This is a genomic window from Puniceibacterium confluentis (genome assembly GCF_007923445.1).
In the GTDB taxonomy this organism is placed as follows: domain Bacteria; phylum Pseudomonadota; class Alphaproteobacteria; order Rhodobacterales; family Rhodobacteraceae; genus Puniceibacterium; species Puniceibacterium confluentis.
Genome location: NZ_VOJI01000002.1, coordinates 69,852 through 86,427 on the forward strand (window position 1 = coordinate 69,852; position 16,576 = coordinate 86,427).

Genomic DNA, 16,576 nt, shown 5'->3' on the forward strand with positions numbered 1-16,576 from the left:
GTTAAAAACGGCTGCCCGAAAAAAAAGGCAGGATCACCCCGCCTCTTTCTCTGACTCCACCTATGTGAGTCCGTCGATTTTTCGGATCTGTCAGCCCATCGAAGATCGGTCATTATGCCGATGCTCGCGTAGCCCGTCTTCGTCGCGCTTGCTGGTCAGCGCAAATATCAGTGCCGCAATCAGGGTGAGCGCGGCCAATCCAGCTATGAATATGTCGGTCGTCATTGCTCGGTCCATTTGTTGCTGTCACAGTGGTAACGTCGCCGGGCAAGCTGCGGTTCCGGAACTTAGGGGGTGTTCACGGGTTTGGGATGCAGGGAGGCAACACTATGCTGACGAGCTACACGGATCTGATGAACTATCACGCCCGGTTGGGCGAGGATGCGTTCGATATCACCGACCTTCTGTTCAATGCCGCCGACGGCGCGCTGAAATATCTGGTGGTGGACACCGGTGCCTGGCTGGAAACCCAGCAAACCCTGGTAGCCGCCTCTCTTATCGGGGCAATAGACGTCGAGGACGCCGAAGTCGCATTGCGTGCCAGCCGCGAAGAATTTGACCAGGCCCCACGTTGGCAGGGCAGCGACGAGGCCCTGATCCCGCTGCTGGCCGCGCTGCCGCCGCTTGTCGTCGGGCCATTCGGATCGACATATGCCCCACTGGCAATGGCGGCGGAACTGGGCCCGCAGAGCGCCGCAAAAGACACCGATCCGCGCGCGCAGACCGCTTTCGACCAGTTTGAAATGGCGCGGGGCTGGCTGGGATCCGAAATGTTCGGTCGCGACGGCCCACTTGGCACATTGGGGGATCTGCTGCTGGACGCCGAAGCGGGCCGGGTCACACATCTTGTTGTCAGCAGCGATGATGTCCAGCCGGGCAAGATGCTGGCCGTGCCCTATTCCGTTCTGCGCTACCGGGCGACCGGCGGGCACCTGGTGCTGAACCTTACGGCGGAACGGCTTCGGCAGGCGCCACAGATAGACCAGATGGAACGGCTGAAACGCCACTGGCACGCGGACCTGCACAGCTATTTCATGATGCCGTTGTAGACACTGGCTCGCGCCGTCCCGCCACGACCTGCACCGGAGCGTTACAGAAACGTGTCCGCCAGGGCCTGCTCTTCGGCGGCGGCGATCTGACCGACTTCGGCGGCACGGGCGCGCGCCGCTTGCGTGAGTGCCGCAAAAATCCGGCGATGGGCGCGACGGTAAAAAAGGTGCTCCGGGTGCCACTGGACCCCCATGGCAAAGGGATCCGATGTGCGCTCGATCGCCTGCACCATGCCGCCGCTGTCCCGCGCGGCCACCCTCAGCCTGTCGCCCAGCCGGTCAACCGCCTGCGAATGCAGCGCATTGACGTACACCTGCGACTGCCGCGTGGTGCGGAACAACAGGCTGTCCGGGGTGACGTTCACACATTTGCGCGGCAGGATGGTGCGGAACTTGCGTGAGTCGTAGACGCTGTAGGCGTCCTGATGCAGGTCCCCGCCCAGCACGACATTCAACATCTGCGAGCCGCGACAGATGCCGAGAATCGGCAGACTGCGGGCAAAGGCGCCTTCGATCACCGATTTTTCCAGCGAATCCCTATCCGGATCCAGCCGCACCCCCAGACGCAGCTCGCCGCCGTAAAGCGTTGGGGCAATGTCATCACCGCCGCCGATCACAACGCCGTCGACCGCGTCCAGGTCGACACTGGCCGAGCCGGACTGCCAGCGCACGGCACGGGCACCGGCGATCCACAGGCTAAGCTGCATCAGCGGAAAGATCCGCCAGCCGGACCGGCGCGAAACGGTGACCCCGATCATCGGCCGCCTGCCGGACCGCACCCCGCTCATAGCGCGCCCTGAACCAGATCAAGCGAGGTCCTGGTCCAATCGCCGCGCAGGGTAAGGTAGGATGCGCGATGTGCATGCCATGCGGATTTGAGACGTTCCAGCAACGCGGCATCCGCGGCGATCCGTTCAATCAGAACCCAGCGATTCCACTCCAGCGCGAGCGACCAGTCAGCTTCGTCCACCCGGCAATCCGGCAGGCGAAAATGATAGGTTGGCCGGGCTGATATCGGTTCAAGGTCCATGACCTTGCCGACCCGCTCGGGATCCAGATGGGCGAACAGGGCCATCATGTCCAATGCGTAATTCCGCGACGGCGCATGTTTCAGGTAGAGGTCGATAAGCTGGGCCGTGTCCGAGATCCCGCCGCGCGCCAGCGCATCCACCAGAGCCCGGGGATAGGGATCAACAAATGGCAGGGCACGGCGCGAGATATCAATCTGCGCCGTCTCGCGCAGCGCATCCTCGTACAGGGCAAAGGCAGTCAGTACAGGCAGAATGTCGGAGAGTTCGGTGCCGGTCACTTCCGGGTTGAAATGCACCCCGAACCCCAACAGGATCCCGGCGCGGGTTCCGGTGGCCCCGGCCCGGCGCAGTTTTGGCAGCATGTCGTCCAGGACAGGGATGTCGGAGGGCAGCAGCGGTTCCGTCACAACTTCCACCGGCACCACGACCGAGGCGAGTTCCCGCAGACGTTTTTCAAGCTCGGTCTCGGCATCGGCCAGGTAACGGCTGTCCAGATACACTTCTATGTCGCCCAGCGACGTGTCCCGGACCAGACGGCCCTGCGCCGGGCGGGTGTCGATCCGCCCGCCAAGGTGCGCCTGCACGATATCCGCGACATGCTCTTCGGTCAGCCCGCCAAGCTCGACTTCGACCCCGACACGTCGCGGTTTTCCCGCGCTGGTACAGGGCTGGGGAAGCTGATCGATCGTTACGCACATATCGGCTCCAGTCTCTTCTTGCACGGCCTTCAGTAATCGCCGGCTTCGGGAATGAAATCGGTCAGGGTGAAGGTGACCCGCACTGAATAGATTCCGTCTGACACGCCTTGCTCCAACTCGCCTCCGAGCTGGGTGGCAAAGGCCCGGATCAGACGCGATCCAAGCCCGGTGCTGTCCGAAGAGAGTTCAGGTTCCGGATGACAGGTATTGCTGATCTCGATCAGCGCGCGGCTCGCCTCGAGACGTTTGAAGCGGACCTGCACGTGCAGGGTGCCGTTATGATCCGGACAGATGTATTTGACCGCATTGGTCAGCGCCTCTGCGGTCAGCAACGACAAGGGCACCGCCTGATCGGGATAAAGCTCGACATTCTCGAGCTCTGTATCCAGCTGGATGCGCGACGTGGACTGATCGGCCACCAGCGACATCTGGCGGATCAGGTCGTCCAGCAGGCGGCCGGCATCCACATGCCCAAGGTCTTCGGTCTGATACAGGTTGCGGTGGATCGTCGCGAGCCCGCGGATGCGATCCTGCAGACGCCGCAGCACCACGCGGGTTTCCTCGGACTCGCTTTGCCGTATCTGCATGTTCATGATCGACGAAATCAATTGCAGGTTGTTCTTTACGCGATGATGCACTTCCTTGAGCAGGATCGTCTTTTCCCGCAGGGCATTTTCCAGTTGCGCCTCGTCCTGAAGGATCGCGTTGGCCATGTGCAGGAAATCGCTCTCCATGTCCCGCAGTTCCAGCGTCATCTGCGCGCCGGCAGCTTCCTGCGGCACGCGGCGGTTACGGGCAAAGTTGCGCATCTGCTGGCTCAGCGTTCGGACCTGCCGGATGACCAGACGGTTGATCGCCAGAAACGCCACGATGACGCTGGCGGCCCACATCAGGAACGGCAGCAGCTTTGCGAAGTCGTTGCCCTGCACCGCGCTCGCGGCGCTGCTGTTTTCCGGCCAGATGCTGAGCGCATACACCAGCCCGGGCACCAGCGGTGCGACGGCAAAGATCCGGGACTTGCCATCCGCGCTGCGGGCCTTGAAACTGCTGGCCGTGGCCTCGGACAACGTCGCGAGGTCCAGCGCGTCCGGCAGCAATTCCACGGTCCTTTCGCGCGGCGAGCGCGACGACAAAACCTGACCGGCGCTGTTGAAGGTCAACAGCTCTTCGAGATCGCTGTCCGGGTCCGGCAGTTCGCGATCCCGCAACCCGACGGCGGGGATCGAGATTGCGACATATCCGGCAAGAGCGTTGCGGTAGAAAAACGGCTCGGCCACGACGAGAACCGATTGCTTGCTGATCCGGGGCGCTTCGTTCAGTTGAACTGTCGAGCGCGGATTGTCGAGAATGTAATGGAAATTCGGCGAGTCCGAGATATCAACCGTTTCGCCCGCAGAAGAGCACCGGATCAGGCCGTCCAGCGCCAGGATACCGGCAAAGGTGATATTGGGACGCGACTCGGCGTATTCGCGAAAGATCGCGGAACACTGCTCCTTGTCGGACTGATAGAGATTGGCAGCCGTGCCCAGCACCTGCGCCGCGCCCAATGTGCGCAGGATGGTCTGACGTTCGCCAGAGGCTGCGGATTCCGTCAGCGCGGCAAGGCTGAGTTGCGAGCGGGCGCGGGTTTCCTCGCTCAGCTCTGCGGTCTGCAGATAAGCGACCACGCCAAGCGGGATCAGCGCGACGGACAAGAATCCGATGATGCGCGCCGCGAGCCCGCCTGACAGCGGGCGGGGCCCTGCCGCTCCAATCATCGCTATCCTACCGAAGCTGTTCTGTTACCTGAGATTACCGCGAGGGTTGCGCCGTCAGTCATCTCCAGCGCTTCGTCCATGTCAAGATGCATCAGCTCGGCCAGGCGCGACCGTGCCCGGTTTGTCCGGCTCTTGATTGTGCCGACAGCCACACCACACATTTCGGCCGCCTCTTCATAGGAAAATCCTGAGGCGCCGACGAGGATCAGCGCCTCGCGCTGTTCGTCGTTGAGTTTGGCAAAGGCAATGTGGAAATCCGACATCTGCAACCGACCGTCATGTGCCGGCTTTTCCGACAGCGAGGCGGTGTAGACGCCATCGACGTCCGCGACTTCGCGGCCGGCCTTGCGACGATTGGAATAATAGGTGTTGCGCAGGATGGTGAACAGCCAGGCCCGCATGTTGGTGCCGGGCTCGTAACTGTCAATTTTTGTCCAGGCCTTGACCAGGCTGTCCTGAACCATGTCGTCAGCCAGCGCGCCATTGCGCGTCAGACTGAGCGCAAAGGCACGCAAGGCAGGCAGGTGCTGCACAATCTCGTCGCGCGGGTCAACGCTCATTTTGCGTCCCCGTGGGTCTCTTTGTCCTGTTGCCCCTTCAGTTGCGAAAGCAGGTCAAGAAACCGGTCAGGGACCTTTTCTTCGAGCATGTCCTGATAAACACGCTTGAGGTTGTCGTCGATCACCTGTGATTGTCTAGCCTTGTTGCGGTCCTGCGCCATTCTCTTACCTTGCTGCTGCCTGATGATGCCCGGATGCGCCCCTGCATCCAGACACTACACTTGCGCCCTTGCTATTTAACATACGACATAAAAAACTGCTTTGCCGAGCTGTTCTTGGGAACTAACTGGAGTTGCAGGCGTTTGGTTCCAGAAAAAGTGCAGGAAGGAAAATATTAATGACACAGGTGGATCTCAGCAGCGAAGTTGGCGCCGCTCTGCCATATCTGCGCCGCTACGCGCGCGCACTCACCGGCAGCCAGGGCAGCGGAGACAACTATGCCGCCGCCACACTGGAGGCAGTCCTTGCCGACCGAGCCGTTGTGGAAGATGCGTCTTCGCCCAAGGCCGGGCTGTTCGCCATGTTCCACGGCATCTGGGTCACCACGGGTGCGCCGGTGGTCGAGGAGGACAGCGGCCCCCGGGCTGCAGCCCAGAAACATCTTCAGCGTCTGACAACCAACAGCCGAGAAGCGCTTTTGTTGCATACGATCGAAGAATTCACCCTGAGCGAAGTCGCCGAGATCATGCAGATCGGCGCGGATGAGGCAGAGCAGCTAGTGAATGTTGCCCGCCAGGAGATGGCGGATGGCATCTCTGGCCGCGTCCTGATCATCGAAGACGAAGCGATCATCGCCATGGACCTCGAGAGCATCGTCGCCGACCTGGGGCATCGGGTCACCGGCGTTGCCCGCACGCGGGACGGTGCGGTGAAACTTGGCAAATCCGAAGCGCCGGATCTCATCCTGGCCGATATCCAGCTCGCCGACAATTCGTCGGGTGTGGATGCGGTACATGACCTGCTGAACGAATTGGGGCATCGCCCGGTGATTTTCATCACTGCATTCCCCGAACGTCTGCTGACGGGGGAACGGCCCGAACCGGCCTTCCTGATTTCAAAGCCCTATTCAGAAGATCAGGTGCGTTCGGCAATTTCTCAGGCGATGTTCTTTTCGTCCACGGAAACGCTCAAGGTCTGAGCCGAGGGGGTCCGGCAAGTGTCGGGCCCTGCCTTCGGCACCATGTGCAACGACAAAGCGCGCCGTGATTGCGGCACGCTTTGCATTTTCAGGGGCGGGGCTTGGCGGACCTGCGGCAAACAGGCCCCGGTCTGTGTCGGGGCCTGCCCGGTCAGACCTTGCGCAGGACGCGGAACAGCAGCGCCACCACGAACAGCACGAGGAAGATCACGAACAGGATCTGCGCGATGCCGGCAGAGGCAGTGGCAATGCCGCCGAACCCGAAGACAGCGGCGATGATGGCGACAACAAAAAACAGAAGAGCCCAGTACAGCATGGTTTAACTCCTAGTGACGGAAGATCACACGCGGCTGCGTACCGACCGGGGTCCGGCGACAAGCCAGATGATGAACCCGAGTATCGGAAGCACCAGAATCAGCAGTATCCAGAGCACTTTCGATCCAGTGCCGCGGTTGGACCCAAAGATCGAGATGATCGCGTAAAGGTCCAGCCCGAGTACAATGAGACCGCCAAGGCCTGCATATTCCAGCATGTGACGTTCCTTTGTTTGATCCTGCCGTTGGGGTCAGGATTTCTGCAGGATCAACGTCACAAGGGTTTGACTGGTTCCCGCAGGTACGTGGAAATTCCACAGAGTTTTACGTTGCCTGCCGTCGCCGCGACACCCCGGTCACCCGGGCCTCGCGCCCAGGGGCCGGACCCGGATTCAGGCCCTGCCTGCAGGTGTCGCGCCCTGCCCGTCCCTTGGGTATCGCCACGACCTCGGCCTATGCCAGAGACGGCAGCCACAGCACGATCCACGGAAAGGCCACCAGCAGGGCAATTGTCACACCGTCAGCAAAGAAGAACGGCATCACCCCGCGGAACACGTCCTGGACCGATATGTCGTCCCGCACGCCCGCCACGACAAAACAGTTGAGCCCGATGGGGGGTGTGATCAAGCAGAACTCGGCCATCTTGACCACCAGGATGCCGAACCAGATCGCGCACATCGTGCCGTTCATGCCGAACGCACTGTCCGCCGCCGACACGAATTCGCCGCCGTTCAGCGCCATGACCGCGGGGTAGACCACCGGCAGCGTGAGAAGCAGCATGCCGATGGCATCCATGAACATCCCCAGCACCGCATAGGCCAGAAGGATACAGATCAGGATCGTCATCGGGCTGTAGGTCAGCGAGGTGATCCAGTCGGAAAATGCGCTTGGCAGATCGGCAAAGCCCAGAAAGCGGACATAGACCAGCACGCCCCAGATGATGGTGAAGATCATCACCGACAGCTTGGCCGTCTCCATCAGCGCATCCTTGAGCTCGGCCCAACGCATGCCGCGAAACACCGCCATGAGAAAGACAATGAATGCCCCGATGGCGCCGCCCTCGGTCGGCGTGCCCCAGGCGTCACCGCCGAAGGGATTGTAGACAAAGAAGATGATGATGATCACGACCGCAAAGATCGGCAGCGCCGGTGGCAGCGATGCAAACCGCTGGCGCCAGGTGAACCCGGTGACGGGCGGACCAAAGCCCTTGACCGTCAATGCCAGGCCAATGATCAGGCCGGTATAGACAAAGGCCGAAAACACCCCCGGGATAAAACCCGCCAGCAGCAGCTTGCCGACGTCCTGTTCGACGATGATCGCATAGATAACCAGAATCGCCGAGGGCGGGATCAACGAGGCCAGCGTGCCGGCGGCAGCGACCACCCCGGCGGCAAAGCGTTTGTCATATCCCACGGCCAGCATCTCGGGGATGGCGATGCGGGCGAAAACCGCTGCCGTGGCAACCGAGGCGCCGGACACTGCGGCAAATCCGGCGGTGGCAAAGACCGTCGACACCGCAAGCCCGCCCGGCACCCAGGCCACCCAGCGTTTCGCGGCCTCGAACAGCGCCCGGGTCAGCCCGGCATAATAGGCCAGATAGCCGATCAGGATGAAGGTCGGTATCAGGCTCAGAGCCTGGCTGGCGACCTTGCCGTGGGGCACCTGCCCCGCGGTCTTGATCGCGACCGTGAGGGCCCAGCCGAGCTGGGCCATCTCATAGTCCTTCTTGTCCCAGAAGATCCAGATCAGGCCGACAAGGCCGGCCAGCGCGGCGGCAAAGGCGACACGCATTCCCAGCACCACCATGACCAGCATTCCGCCGGTGACCCAAAGGCCGATTTCAATCGAGTCCATGGCTTCAGTCCCGCCCTTGAATATGTTCGGCCTCAGCAGCGGCCTGTTCTGCCACGCTCATGATCAGCGGTACGGCAACGGGGTTTTCCTGCCCCAGAACGAAGGCGCGCCCATATCCCCAAAGCTGCAGGATCAGCCGCAGACAGAGCACGAAGAACGCCACCGGAACCACCAGCTTGGCCGGCCAGATCGGCAGACCGATGTCAATCGAACTGTCCCGGCTCCAGAGCGGTGCCGACAAATCGAAACTGCGGTCAAAATGGGCCCATGTGCCCCAGACCAGCGCCGCCATCAGCAGCAGGATGCCGAGCGTGGTGATGAATTCGGCCAGCCACAGTGCCCGCCCCCTGAGCGCGCCGACCACGATGTCCATCCGGATGTGGCCGCCGTTGCGCTGCACGTAGGAAATTCCGAGAATCGCGATCAGCGGCATGAACGCCTCGATCCAGTCGACGTAGCCGGACAGCGGCTTGTTGAAGCCTGTGCGCCCGGTAACCGAGACCACCGCGAGAACCATCAGGCCAAAGGCGAACAGACCGGATATCAATGCGAAGAACCGCTCCAGCACGTCCAGTCCCTCGTCCAGTCGGCTGAGGATGGAATTGTCGCGCAGTACAGAGGACGTGCCGGCCATGTCAGGCGCACTCCTTGGTTATTGATCGTGGTTGTTGATCGTTCGGGAAATGGCCCCGGCGCGATGCCGGGGCCGCGGGGATCAGTTGCTGACGCGGGACTTGGCCAGCGTGTCGTTCACCAGATCATAGAGCTCCTGCGCGGGCATGCCCTGGGCGCTCATCTCGGTGATCCAGGCCTGCTGGATCGGATCGCCGGCCACCTTCTTGAACTCTGCAAGCTGATCTTCGGAGATGGTGACCTTTTCAACACCCTTCTCCTCGAGCACCTCGTCCCAGCGCTTGAGAAGTTTTCCATAGTTTTCAATGTAGTATGCGATCGATTCGTCCACCGAACTGTCAAGCGCCCCGCGCTCGGCATCTGTCAGCGCGTCATAGGCGTCGATGTTCACCACGATCGGGCAATTCACCGTGCCGGGGTTCAGGTTCGCGGTCCACCAGTCAGCCTCGTTGATGGTGCCAAAGGAAAGATGCGCGTGCTGGGCAAAGGCAACCGTGTCGACAACGCCGGATTCCATCGCCTGATAGGCCTCGGACGAGGTGACCGAGGTCGGCACACCGCCAACGGCGCGGAAGGCCTCGCCGATGCCACCGGTGGCACGCACCCGCATTCCTTCGAATTCGGCAATCTCGTCGCGCGGATCACCGGTGCCGACCAGGTTGTACTGTGGCATGGGCGACGTCATCAGCATCCGGGCGTTCCACTGCGCCATCTCCTTGGCCACGGCGGGGTGGGCATAGACGGCATGGCTCACGGCCACTTCCTCGGCCAGGGTATTCACGCCCATGAACGGCAGTTCCAGCACGGTGATCGCGCGATTCTTGTCCGGGTGATAGCCGGCGCAGAACTGGGCCATTTCGAAGGCACCGATGCTGATGCCATCAAGGTTCTCGGTATTTTTCGACAGGCCGCCATAAGAGATGTTCATGGTGAACTCGCCATTGGTCTTCTGTTCGACCAGTTCGGCCAGCTTGTGCACATGTTCGGTAAAGGCACGGCGCTTGCCCCAAACCGACACGTTCCATTCGGTTGCCATCGCTTCGGTCGCGATGCCAAGGCTCAGCGCTGCCACGGTCAGTTTGGCTGCGGTATTTTTCATTTTTCGTCCTCCCGGTTGAATGGCGGTGTGTCCCGCCTGAACTGGAAAACCTAAAGGATCGCGGGACAGGCGCAACCCTGATGCTGCGCGCGGTTCCCCAATGCGCGGGTCACGTAACGTCGCCCGGCAGTGATTCTGCCGACAGAATACCCGGGGTTGGCCCGGCAAGCGTCACCGTCACATGGCAAGGTCCGGACTGGCTGCAATCCGAGGTTCACCAGCGGACACGGTCACCAGTCGCGGGAACCGAGCCTGCCTTTATTAACGAAATCAGGGCCTTGTGTTAACCTTTGCAGTCAAAAGATGCGCATTTGACAGGCTTTTCCGAAGTTCGGCGCCAGATTTGTGATATCGTAACCTTTCAAGGACTTGCAACGAAAGGAACCCAAGATGCAATTCTCGGTCCTTCCCCCTTGGGCCGCCCCCCTTTCCACCGGGCACCCGTTTGGCCTGCCGGACGTGAACAGCCGGACCAAGAGCGTGACACACGTGCCTGCGGTGACGCAGCAATCGTTCGGCGACACCGGGTCGACACAGGAAAAATCGCCGACGCGGTTCTGGAAACCCGTCGGCGGCAAGGGCGATGATCAGCACCATGTCGCACCGCCCTCGATCATCCAGCTCAAGATCAGCGAGATGCTCGACCGGCAGGCTCAGCGCCTGTCCGGACCGGACGGAACGCAGGATGCGGAGCCGGTGCCGCGAACAGATAATGCCGAAGAAACGGCGGCGCTTCTGCCGCCCGGGCCATGGAGCGCCGGCCCTGCGCCGGAACAACCCGCGGCAGCCCCCGTGACCGGCTATGGCCAGCTGTCGGCTCTGTCACGGGATGAAGGCCCGTCCCGCGAGAAAACCCAATCCGACGCGTCGGCCTGATCCGCTCGGGATCTCGCTCGCAATCTTCGATGCCTGTTGCGGCTCTGCAGCATTCGCCGGGGCGGAGAAAACGACGCGGTCACAGCATCGCTTTTCATGGCCGGACTGATGTCCTATAAGCGGGCAACCGCACGCGCAGCCTCGGGGGCATGACGCGACAGGAATCGGGCGAGGATGGCATGACAAAAAAAACCTACGACACTGACGTGGCCTTTATTCAGGCCCTCGCAGAACTGCTGCGGGAAAACGACCTGACCGAAGTTCAGGTGAAACGCGACTATGGCGCTGACGACAGCCTGAACGTCCGGGTGAGCCGCATGCAACCGGCGCCGCTGGCCCCTGCCTACGCCCCGCCTCCTGCCATGGCCCACCCTGGCAGTGCTCCGGCAGAGAGATCCGCGCCGTCGGCGGACGTCGCCGAAGACCCCGCCGCCCATCCCGGGGCCGTCACCTCGCCAATGGTCGGGACGGTCTACATGCAGGGTGAACCGGGCGCACCTGCCTTCATCCGCGTCGGACAACAGGTTTCAGAGGGCGACACGCTGCTGATCGTCGAGGCGATGAAAACTATGAACCACATCCCGGCCCCGCGTTCGGGCAGCGTCAAACGCATTCTGGTCGAAGATGGCGCGCCGGTGGAATACGGCTCGCCGCTTGTGATTCTCGAATAAGGCCAGGCAATGTTTGACAAGATCCTGATCGCAAACCGCGGAGAAATCGCCCTTCGCGTGATCCGTGCCTGCCGTGAAATGGGCATCAAGTCGGTCGCGGTGCATTCCACCGCCGACAGTGACGCAATGCATGTGCGCATGGCCGACGAAACCATCTGTATCGGCCCGCCGCCTTCGACCGACAGCTATCTGTTGATTCCCGCGATCATATCGGCCTGCGAAGTCACCGGCGCCCAGGCGATCCATCCCGGATACGGCTTTCTCTCCGAAAACGCGAAGTTCGTGCAGATTGTCGAAGACCACGGGCTGACCTTCATCGGGCCGACCGCCGAACATATCCGGGTAATGGGTGACAAGATCACCGCCAAGGACACGATGAAGGCGCTGGGCGTGCCCTGCGTTCCCGGCTCCGAGGGCGGCGTTCCCGATCTTGAAACCGCCAGAATGGTCGGTGCCGAGATCGGCTATCCCGTGATCATCAAAGCCACTGCCGGCGGAGGCGGACGCGGCATGAAGGTGGCACGGAACGAAACCGAAATGGAACGCGCCTTCCTGACCGCCCGCTCGGAGGCCAAGGCGGCCTTCGGCAACGACGAAGTCTATATCGAAAAATACCTGACAACCCCGCGTCATATCGAAATTCAGGTTTTTGGCGACGGCAAAGGCGGCGCGGTGCACCTGGGCGAACGCGACTGCTCGCTGCAGCGCCGCCATCAGAAGGTGTTCGAAGAAGCCCCCGGCCCCTGCATCACCGAAGAGGAGCGCGCGCGCATCGGCAAGGTCTGCTCCGATGCCGTGGCAAAGATCGACTATGCCGGTGCTGGCACGGTCGAGTTCCTGTACGAGAATGGCGAATTTTACTTTATCGAAATGAACACCCGGCTGCAGGTGGAACATCCTGTGACCGAAGGCATCTTTGGCGTCGATCTTGTGCGCGAACAGATCCGGGTGGCCGCAGGCCTGCCGATGTCCTTCCGTCAGGAAGATCTCGTCATCAACGGACACGCGATCGAGGTCCGTATCAATGCGGAAAAGTTGCCAAACTTCTCACCCTCGCCGGGCAGGATCACCCAATATCACGCACCGGGTGGGCTCGGGGTGCGCATCGATTCCGCTTTGTACGACGGGTACAGAATTCCGCCCTATTACGATAGCCTGATCGGCAAACTCATCGTGCACGGCCGTGACCGGACCGAAGCGCTGGCGCGGCTCAACCGTGCCTTGGGCGAACTGATCGTGGATGGGGTCGATACGACGATTCCGCTGTTTCATGCCCTGCTGCAAGAGCCGGACATTCATTCGGGAGACTACAACATCCACTGGCTGGAACACTGGCTGGAACAGGCGCTGAAACCCAGTTGACGTACACCGGTTGTCAGGCGGCGCCCAAGACTTTTCAAAAAAGTCTTGGCAAAAGTTTTCGCAAAACTTTTGCTCGCGCCGTGCTGTGACGCTGTCGCCGGAACTGCTGTTACAGGCTTATCGAAGCGGCATTTTTCCAATGTCCGAGAGCCGTACAGACCCTGACATATTCTGGGTCGATCCGCAGCGGCGCGGCATCTTTCCGCTGGACCGGTTCCATGTGTCACGCAGCCTTGGCCGCAAGCTCAGGCGGGGCACATATTCCGCAACTGTGGATGCCGAGTTCGAAGCTGTGATCGACGCCTGCGCCGCGCGCTCCGAGACCTGGATTAATGCCGAGATCCGAGCGCTTTATGTCACCCTGTTTGCCCGGGGAGAGGCCCATTCACTGGAAATCTGGCAGGATGGGCAGCTCGTGGGTGGGGTTTATGGCGTGACTTTCGGGACAGCATTCTGTGGAGAGTCCATGTTTTCGCACCAGCGCGATGGCTCCAAGCTGGCGTTGACATGGCTTGTAGACCATCTCCGGCGCACCGGATTTACCTTGTTCGACACCCAGTTCCTGACACCACATCTCGCCTCACTTGGCGCCGTCGAGATAAGTCGCGCCGCATATCATGCGCTGCTGAAAAAAGCGCTGGAAAACACGGCGGATTTTGCCGGGACGCCAGTGGCGACCTCAGGTCACGACGTCTGGCAACGCATGACCCAGACATCGTAACGCGGATGGTCCACGGCATTCAGCGCAGGGGCAGACGCGACCATCCAGCCGCGAAACACCGGATCCGCCTTGCCAGCCTCGCGGATGGTCACAAACGCATAGGCATCCCCGGACGGATTGCCTTCGGGGTACCGGCAGTCCCCCAGTTCGACCTCGATCCGTCCCAGCGCCTGTCGGGCTCCGTTCGAGAGCTGAATGTCCGTCACCTTGCCGCTGAGCTTGTCAAGCGCCCGAAGCGTGGCCCCGGGCGCATCGGTCACCGCCTCCTGGGCCCTGGCCGCTGTGCCAAGAAGGACCAGCAGCAGCGGTGCCAGCCGCAAGACCCGCCGCACCGCGCCGGTTTGCAGCAACAGCGAAGGCCGTCGCTTGCCTCCACGCCAGAGCTGTCCGGAGTGGGATCGGGTCACAAGTGTGCGTGTGGACATGCGCCTATTCCGGTCTCCAGGCCTCGTAGTCGCTCCGCTCGACCGGGACCGGGCGACGGATGGAGCCTGCCGGGACGTAGGCCTGAGCCGTGCCCGTCAGGTTTTCCTGGTGCGGTTTTTCCCAGACCTTGTGTGTCATTGGCCGTTCGGTCGGTGGCTCCTGATAGGTGTGATGCAGCCAGCCATGCCATTCCGCGCCGATTCGGCTTGCTTCGGCTTCACCGTTGAAAATCACCCAGCGGCGTTTGCCGTCCTTGGACTGGAAAAACACGTTGCCCTGGGCGTCGTCGCCCACCCGTTGGCCGTAGCGCCACGTATAGAGCTGAGTGTTCAGCGTTTGGCCGTTCCACCATGTCGCAGCGCGCAGGAGGGTGCTCAGAATACCCATGGATCACTCCTCTGAAGGTCTTGCCCCTCTATGACTCATCCGGGGTTGAACGTCCAGCGTGGCCGCGCCACCGGTCCGGGTCAATGCGCGGACCGGCGCGCGGGTCGGCGGCTTCAGGTCGGTGCCGGCACCAATGCCGTCAGTTCGATCTCGATGCGGTATTTGGCGTCGATCAGACCGCATTCGATCATTGTCGCCGCGGGCGGGTTTTCCCCAAAGGTCTCGGCAAGGATCGGCCAGCATTTCTCGAAGTCCGCCGCGGCGGGGAGGTAATAGGTCACGCGCACGGCGTCAGAGAATCCCGCGCCTGCCTGACGCAGTGCCCAGCCGATTGTCCCAAGCGCGGTGCGGCACTGCTCCTCGACGGTGTCACCCTGCCCCACGGTGCCTGCAACATGCACAAACCCGCCCGCCACCACCGCGCGGCAGTAGCCGATCTTTTCTTCGAACGGGCTACCGGAATGAATGCGTCTGATCGTCATATGAAGCCCTTTCTGGCCCTTAAAGTTGTCTGGAATCAACGCGCTGTCGGGCGTGCTGTCAACAATCCTTCGGTATCGACCACGAAAAAGGGCGGGAAAACTCCCGCCCTTTTGTAGATCCAGGTGTGTGCCGTTCAGCCCGCAGTGGCAGGCTCTTTCTTCTGATCCGCATAGATCATCAGCGGCTTTGCATCCGAAGTGACCGCCTCTTCGTTGACCACAACTTCGATGACCTCATCCATGCCCGGCAATTCGAACATGGTTTCCAGCAGGATCGCCTCGAGAATGGACCGCAGGCCGCGGGCACCGGTCTTGCGGGCAATGGCCCGCTTGGCGATCGCCGTCAGCGCGTCGTCGGTAAAGGTCAGCGCGGTGTCTTCCATCTCGAAGAGACGCTGGTACTGCTTGACCAGCGCATTCTTGGGCTGGGTCAGAATGGTGACAAGCGCATCCTCGTCCAGATCCTCGAGTGTCGCCAGAACCGGCAGACGGCCGACAAACTCGGGGATCAGGCCAAACTTCAGCAGATCCTCGGGTTCGAGATCCTTGAACACCTCGCCCACGCCACGGGCATCGACATCGCGCACATCGGCACCAAAGCCCATGGCCGAGCCTTTGCCACGCTGCGAGATGATGCGGTCCAGACCGGCAAACGCGCCACCACAGATGAACAGGATATTGGTCGTGTCCACTTGCAGGAATTCCTGTTGCGGATGCTTGCGTCCGCCCTGCGGCGGCACAGAGGCCACTGTGCCTTCCATCAGCTTGAGCAGGGCCTGCTGAACCCCCTCGCCCGACACGTCGCGGGTGATCGAGGGGTTTTCGGACTTGCGGGTGATCTTGTCGACTTCATCGATATAGACAATGCCGCGCTGCGCCCGCTCGACGTTGTATTCCGACGACTGCAGAAGTTTCAGGATGATGTTTTCGACATCTTCGCCGACATAGCCTGCTTCGGTGAGGGTTGTCGCATCCGCCATGGTAAACGGCACATCCAGAATCCGCGCCAAGGTCTGCGCCAGCAGCGTCTTGCCACAGCCGGTGGGGCCGATCAGCAGGATGTTGGACTTGGACAGTTCGATGTCGTTCGTCTTCTGACTGTGGTTCAGACGCTTGTAATGGTTGTGGACCGCAACCGACAATACACGCTTGGCCATCATCTGGCCGATCACATAGTCATCCAGCACGGAACAGATTTCGCGCGGGGTCGGCACGCCGTCAGCGGCCTTCAGGCCAGAGCCTTTGGTCTCTTCCCGAATGATGTCCATGCACAGCTCGACACATTCGTCGCAGATGAACACGGTCGGGCCGGCGATCAGCTTGCGCACCTCGTGCTGGCTTTTTCCGCAAAAGCTGCAGTAAAGGGTGTTCTTGCTGTCACCGCCAGAATTCGTCGCCATATCGCACCTTTCTCGGCTTTCGTCACCGCCTGGCCGGACCCCGAATTGCGGAAATCACACGCCAGCCGCCAAGTTCCTGTCAGCTTAGGACAGGCATTTCCGCTCTACAATCGCAAAG

Annotated in this window: 21 protein-coding genes; 6 read left to right on the forward strand and 15 right to left on the reverse strand. The window is 61.4% G+C overall.

Annotation, left to right across the window (positions count from 1 at the left end):
* Positions 1-90: 90 nt before the first annotated feature.
* On the reverse strand, positions 91-225 hold the full coding sequence (locus tag FOY53_RS23940) for a hypothetical protein (RefSeq protein WP_281289545.1): 135 nt from the start codon (positions 223-225) through the stop codon (positions 91-93).
* Between the two features lie 104 nt (positions 226-329).
* On the opposite strand from FOY53_RS23940, the gene FOY53_RS03015 reads away from it, so the two are divergent.
* Positions 330-1,049 (forward strand): PRC-barrel domain-containing protein, encoded by a 720-nt coding sequence (locus tag FOY53_RS03015; RefSeq protein ID WP_146585591.1) that lies wholly within the window; start codon positions 330-332, stop codon positions 1,047-1,049.
* A gap of 41 nt (positions 1,050-1,090) precedes the next feature.
* Here the strand turns inward: FOY53_RS03015 and FOY53_RS03020 are convergent, their stop codons facing one another.
* Genes FOY53_RS03020 through FOY53_RS22975 form a run of 5 tightly spaced genes read right to left on the reverse strand, consistent with a single transcriptional unit; the run spans position 1,091 to position 5,256 of the window.
* Positions 1,091-1,837 carry a gamma-glutamyl-gamma-aminobutyrate hydrolase family protein gene (locus FOY53_RS03020; protein WP_246107262.1) on the reverse strand — a complete coding sequence of 249 codons (747 nt, stop codon included), beginning with the start codon at positions 1,835-1,837 and terminating at the stop codon, positions 1,091-1,093.
* Positions 1,834-2,778: an amidoligase family protein gene (locus tag FOY53_RS03025; protein ID WP_146585593.1), complete on the reverse strand. Its 945-nt coding sequence runs from the start codon at positions 2,776-2,778 to the stop codon at positions 1,834-1,836. Before FOY53_RS03025 ends, FOY53_RS03020 begins: the two co-directional genes overlap by 4 nt.
* A gap of 29 nt (positions 2,779-2,807) precedes the next feature.
* Positions 2,808-4,535, reverse strand: coding sequence for a sensor histidine kinase (locus FOY53_RS03030; RefSeq protein ID WP_146585595.1), 1,728 nt, complete (start codon positions 4,533-4,535; stop codon positions 2,808-2,810).
* Between the two features lie 2 nt (positions 4,536-4,537).
* Positions 4,538-5,095: an RNA polymerase sigma factor gene (locus FOY53_RS03035; protein ID WP_146585597.1), complete on the reverse strand. Its 558-nt coding sequence runs from the start codon at positions 5,093-5,095 to the stop codon at positions 4,538-4,540.
* Positions 5,092-5,256, reverse strand: a complete 165-nt coding sequence (locus FOY53_RS22975) for a NepR family anti-sigma factor (RefSeq protein WP_186766494.1) — start codon at positions 5,254-5,256, stop codon at positions 5,092-5,094. Before FOY53_RS22975 ends, FOY53_RS03035 begins: the two co-directional genes overlap by 4 nt.
* A 176-nt stretch (positions 5,257-5,432) precedes the next feature.
* Here FOY53_RS22975 and FOY53_RS03040 point away from each other — a divergent pair, with 176 nt between their 5' ends.
* Positions 5,433-6,233, forward strand: a complete 801-nt coding sequence (locus FOY53_RS03040; RefSeq protein WP_146585599.1) for a response regulator — start codon at positions 5,433-5,435, stop codon at positions 6,231-6,233.
* Positions 6,234-6,384: 151 nt separating this feature from the next.
* Here the strand turns inward: FOY53_RS03040 and FOY53_RS03045 are convergent, their stop codons facing one another.
* The 5 genes from FOY53_RS03045 to dctP all read right to left on the reverse strand — a co-directional run bounded on the left by FOY53_RS03045 (position 6,385) and on the right by dctP (position 10,133).
* Positions 6,385-6,549 (reverse strand): DUF1328 domain-containing protein, encoded by a 165-nt coding sequence (locus tag FOY53_RS03045; RefSeq protein WP_146585601.1) that lies wholly within the window; start codon positions 6,547-6,549, stop codon positions 6,385-6,387.
* Between the two features lie 24 nt (positions 6,550-6,573).
* Positions 6,574-6,762, reverse strand: coding sequence for a PLDc N-terminal domain-containing protein (locus FOY53_RS03050; RefSeq protein WP_372836319.1), 189 nt, complete (start codon positions 6,760-6,762; stop codon positions 6,574-6,576).
* A 238-nt stretch (positions 6,763-7,000) separates the two neighbouring features.
* The gene (locus tag FOY53_RS03055) at positions 7,001-8,401 is read right to left on the reverse strand and encodes a TRAP transporter large permease (protein ID WP_146585605.1); all 1,401 of its coding nucleotides are present in this window, start codon (positions 8,399-8,401) and stop codon (positions 7,001-7,003) included.
* A 4-nt stretch (positions 8,402-8,405) separates the two neighbouring features.
* Entirely contained in the window at positions 8,406-9,035 is a 630-nt protein-coding gene (locus tag FOY53_RS03060) for a TRAP transporter small permease subunit (protein WP_146585607.1), read from the reverse strand.
* An 81-nt stretch (positions 9,036-9,116) separates the two neighbouring features.
* Positions 9,117-10,133: a TRAP transporter substrate-binding protein DctP gene (gene dctP / locus FOY53_RS03065; protein WP_146585609.1), complete on the reverse strand. Its 1,017-nt coding sequence runs from the start codon at positions 10,131-10,133 to the stop codon at positions 9,117-9,119.
* 390 nt (positions 10,134-10,523) lie between these two features.
* On the opposite strand from dctP, the gene FOY53_RS03070 reads away from it, so the two are divergent.
* The 4 genes from FOY53_RS03070 (at position 10,524) to aat (ending at position 13,763) form a co-directional block, all read left to right on the forward strand.
* Complete coding sequence (locus FOY53_RS03070) at positions 10,524-11,009, forward strand: hypothetical protein (protein WP_146585611.1); 486 nt, start codon at positions 10,524-10,526, stop codon at positions 11,007-11,009.
* A gap of 179 nt (positions 11,010-11,188) precedes the next feature.
* Complete coding sequence (gene accB / locus FOY53_RS03075; RefSeq protein WP_146585613.1) at positions 11,189-11,680, forward strand: acetyl-CoA carboxylase biotin carboxyl carrier protein; 492 nt, start codon at positions 11,189-11,191, stop codon at positions 11,678-11,680.
* Between the two features lie 9 nt (positions 11,681-11,689).
* A complete protein-coding gene (accC, locus tag FOY53_RS03080) occupies positions 11,690-13,042 on the forward strand; it encodes an acetyl-CoA carboxylase biotin carboxylase subunit (RefSeq protein WP_146585616.1) in 1,353 nt (450 codons plus the stop codon).
* An 85-nt stretch (positions 13,043-13,127) separates the two neighbouring features.
* On the forward strand, positions 13,128-13,763 hold the full coding sequence (gene aat, locus FOY53_RS03085; RefSeq protein ID WP_146585618.1) for a leucyl/phenylalanyl-tRNA--protein transferase: 636 nt from the start codon (positions 13,128-13,130) through the stop codon (positions 13,761-13,763).
* Here aat and FOY53_RS03090 read toward each other — a convergent pair.
* From FOY53_RS03090 to clpX, 4 genes are all read right to left on the reverse strand, one after another.
* Complete coding sequence (locus FOY53_RS03090) at positions 13,727-14,188, reverse strand: DUF2155 domain-containing protein (RefSeq protein WP_146585620.1); 462 nt, start codon at positions 14,186-14,188, stop codon at positions 13,727-13,729. The two genes, aat and FOY53_RS03090, sit on opposite strands and share 37 nt — an antisense overlap.
* 4 nt (positions 14,189-14,192) lie before the next feature.
* The gene (locus tag FOY53_RS03095; protein ID WP_146585622.1) at positions 14,193-14,576 is read right to left on the reverse strand and encodes an NADH:ubiquinone oxidoreductase subunit NDUFA12; all 384 of its coding nucleotides are present in this window, start codon (positions 14,574-14,576) and stop codon (positions 14,193-14,195) included.
* Positions 14,577-14,689: 113 nt separating this feature from the next.
* On the reverse strand, positions 14,690-15,058 hold the full coding sequence (locus FOY53_RS03100) for a RidA family protein (RefSeq protein ID WP_146585624.1): 369 nt from the start codon (positions 15,056-15,058) through the stop codon (positions 14,690-14,692).
* 134 nt (positions 15,059-15,192) lie between these two features.
* Positions 15,193-16,458 (reverse strand): ATP-dependent Clp protease ATP-binding subunit ClpX, encoded by a 1,266-nt coding sequence (clpX, locus tag FOY53_RS03105; RefSeq protein WP_146585626.1) that lies wholly within the window; start codon positions 16,456-16,458, stop codon positions 15,193-15,195.
* Between the last annotated feature and the right edge of the window lie 118 nt (positions 16,459-16,576).

Bases quoted from the DNA above. Each gene is read 5' to 3' on its own strand.
- FOY53_RS23940 (WP_281289545.1), bottom strand. From the start codon at position 225: ATGACGACCGACATATTCATAGCTGGATTGGCCGCGCTCACCCTGATT.
- FOY53_RS03015 (WP_146585591.1), top strand. From the start codon at position 330: ATGCTGACGAGCTACACGGATCTGATGAACTATCACGCCCGGTTGGGC.
- FOY53_RS03020 (WP_246107262.1), bottom strand. From the start codon at position 1,837: ATGAGCGGGGTGCGGTCCGGCAGGCGGCCGATGATCGGGGTCACCGTT.
- FOY53_RS03025 (WP_146585593.1), bottom strand. From the start codon at position 2,778: ATGTGCGTAACGATCGATCAGCTTCCCCAGCCCTGTACCAGCGCGGGA.
- FOY53_RS03030 (WP_146585595.1), bottom strand. From the start codon at position 4,535: ATGATTGGAGCGGCAGGGCCCCGCCCGCTGTCAGGCGGGCTCGCGGCG.
- FOY53_RS03035 (WP_146585597.1), bottom strand. From the start codon at position 5,095: ATGAGCGTTGACCCGCGCGACGAGATTGTGCAGCACCTGCCTGCCTTG.
- FOY53_RS22975 (WP_186766494.1), bottom strand. From the start codon at position 5,256: ATGGCGCAGGACCGCAACAAGGCTAGACAATCACAGGTGATCGACGAC.
- FOY53_RS03040 (WP_146585599.1), top strand. From the start codon at position 5,433: ATGACACAGGTGGATCTCAGCAGCGAAGTTGGCGCCGCTCTGCCATAT.
- FOY53_RS03045 (WP_146585601.1), bottom strand. From the start codon at position 6,549: ATGCTGTACTGGGCTCTTCTGTTTTTTGTTGTCGCCATCATCGCCGCT.
- FOY53_RS03055 (WP_146585605.1), bottom strand. From the start codon at position 8,401: ATGGACTCGATTGAAATCGGCCTTTGGGTCACCGGCGGAATGCTGGTC.
- FOY53_RS03060 (WP_146585607.1), bottom strand. From the start codon at position 9,035: ATGGCCGGCACGTCCTCTGTACTGCGCGACAATTCCATCCTCAGCCGA.
- dctP (WP_146585609.1), bottom strand. From the start codon at position 10,133: ATGAAAAATACCGCAGCCAAACTGACCGTGGCAGCGCTGAGCCTTGGC.
- FOY53_RS03070 (WP_146585611.1), top strand. From the start codon at position 10,524: ATGCAATTCTCGGTCCTTCCCCCTTGGGCCGCCCCCCTTTCCACCGGG.
- accB (WP_146585613.1), top strand. From the start codon at position 11,189: ATGACAAAAAAAACCTACGACACTGACGTGGCCTTTATTCAGGCCCTC.
- accC (WP_146585616.1), top strand. From the start codon at position 11,690: ATGTTTGACAAGATCCTGATCGCAAACCGCGGAGAAATCGCCCTTCGC.
- FOY53_RS03090 (WP_146585620.1), bottom strand. From the start codon at position 14,188: ATGTCCACACGCACACTTGTGACCCGATCCCACTCCGGACAGCTCTGG.
- FOY53_RS03095 (WP_146585622.1), bottom strand. From the start codon at position 14,576: ATGGGTATTCTGAGCACCCTCCTGCGCGCTGCGACATGGTGGAACGGC.
- FOY53_RS03100 (WP_146585624.1), bottom strand. From the start codon at position 15,058: ATGACGATCAGACGCATTCATTCCGGTAGCCCGTTCGAAGAAAAGATC.
- clpX (WP_146585626.1), bottom strand. From the start codon at position 16,458: ATGGCGACGAATTCTGGCGGTGACAGCAAGAACACCCTTTACTGCAGC.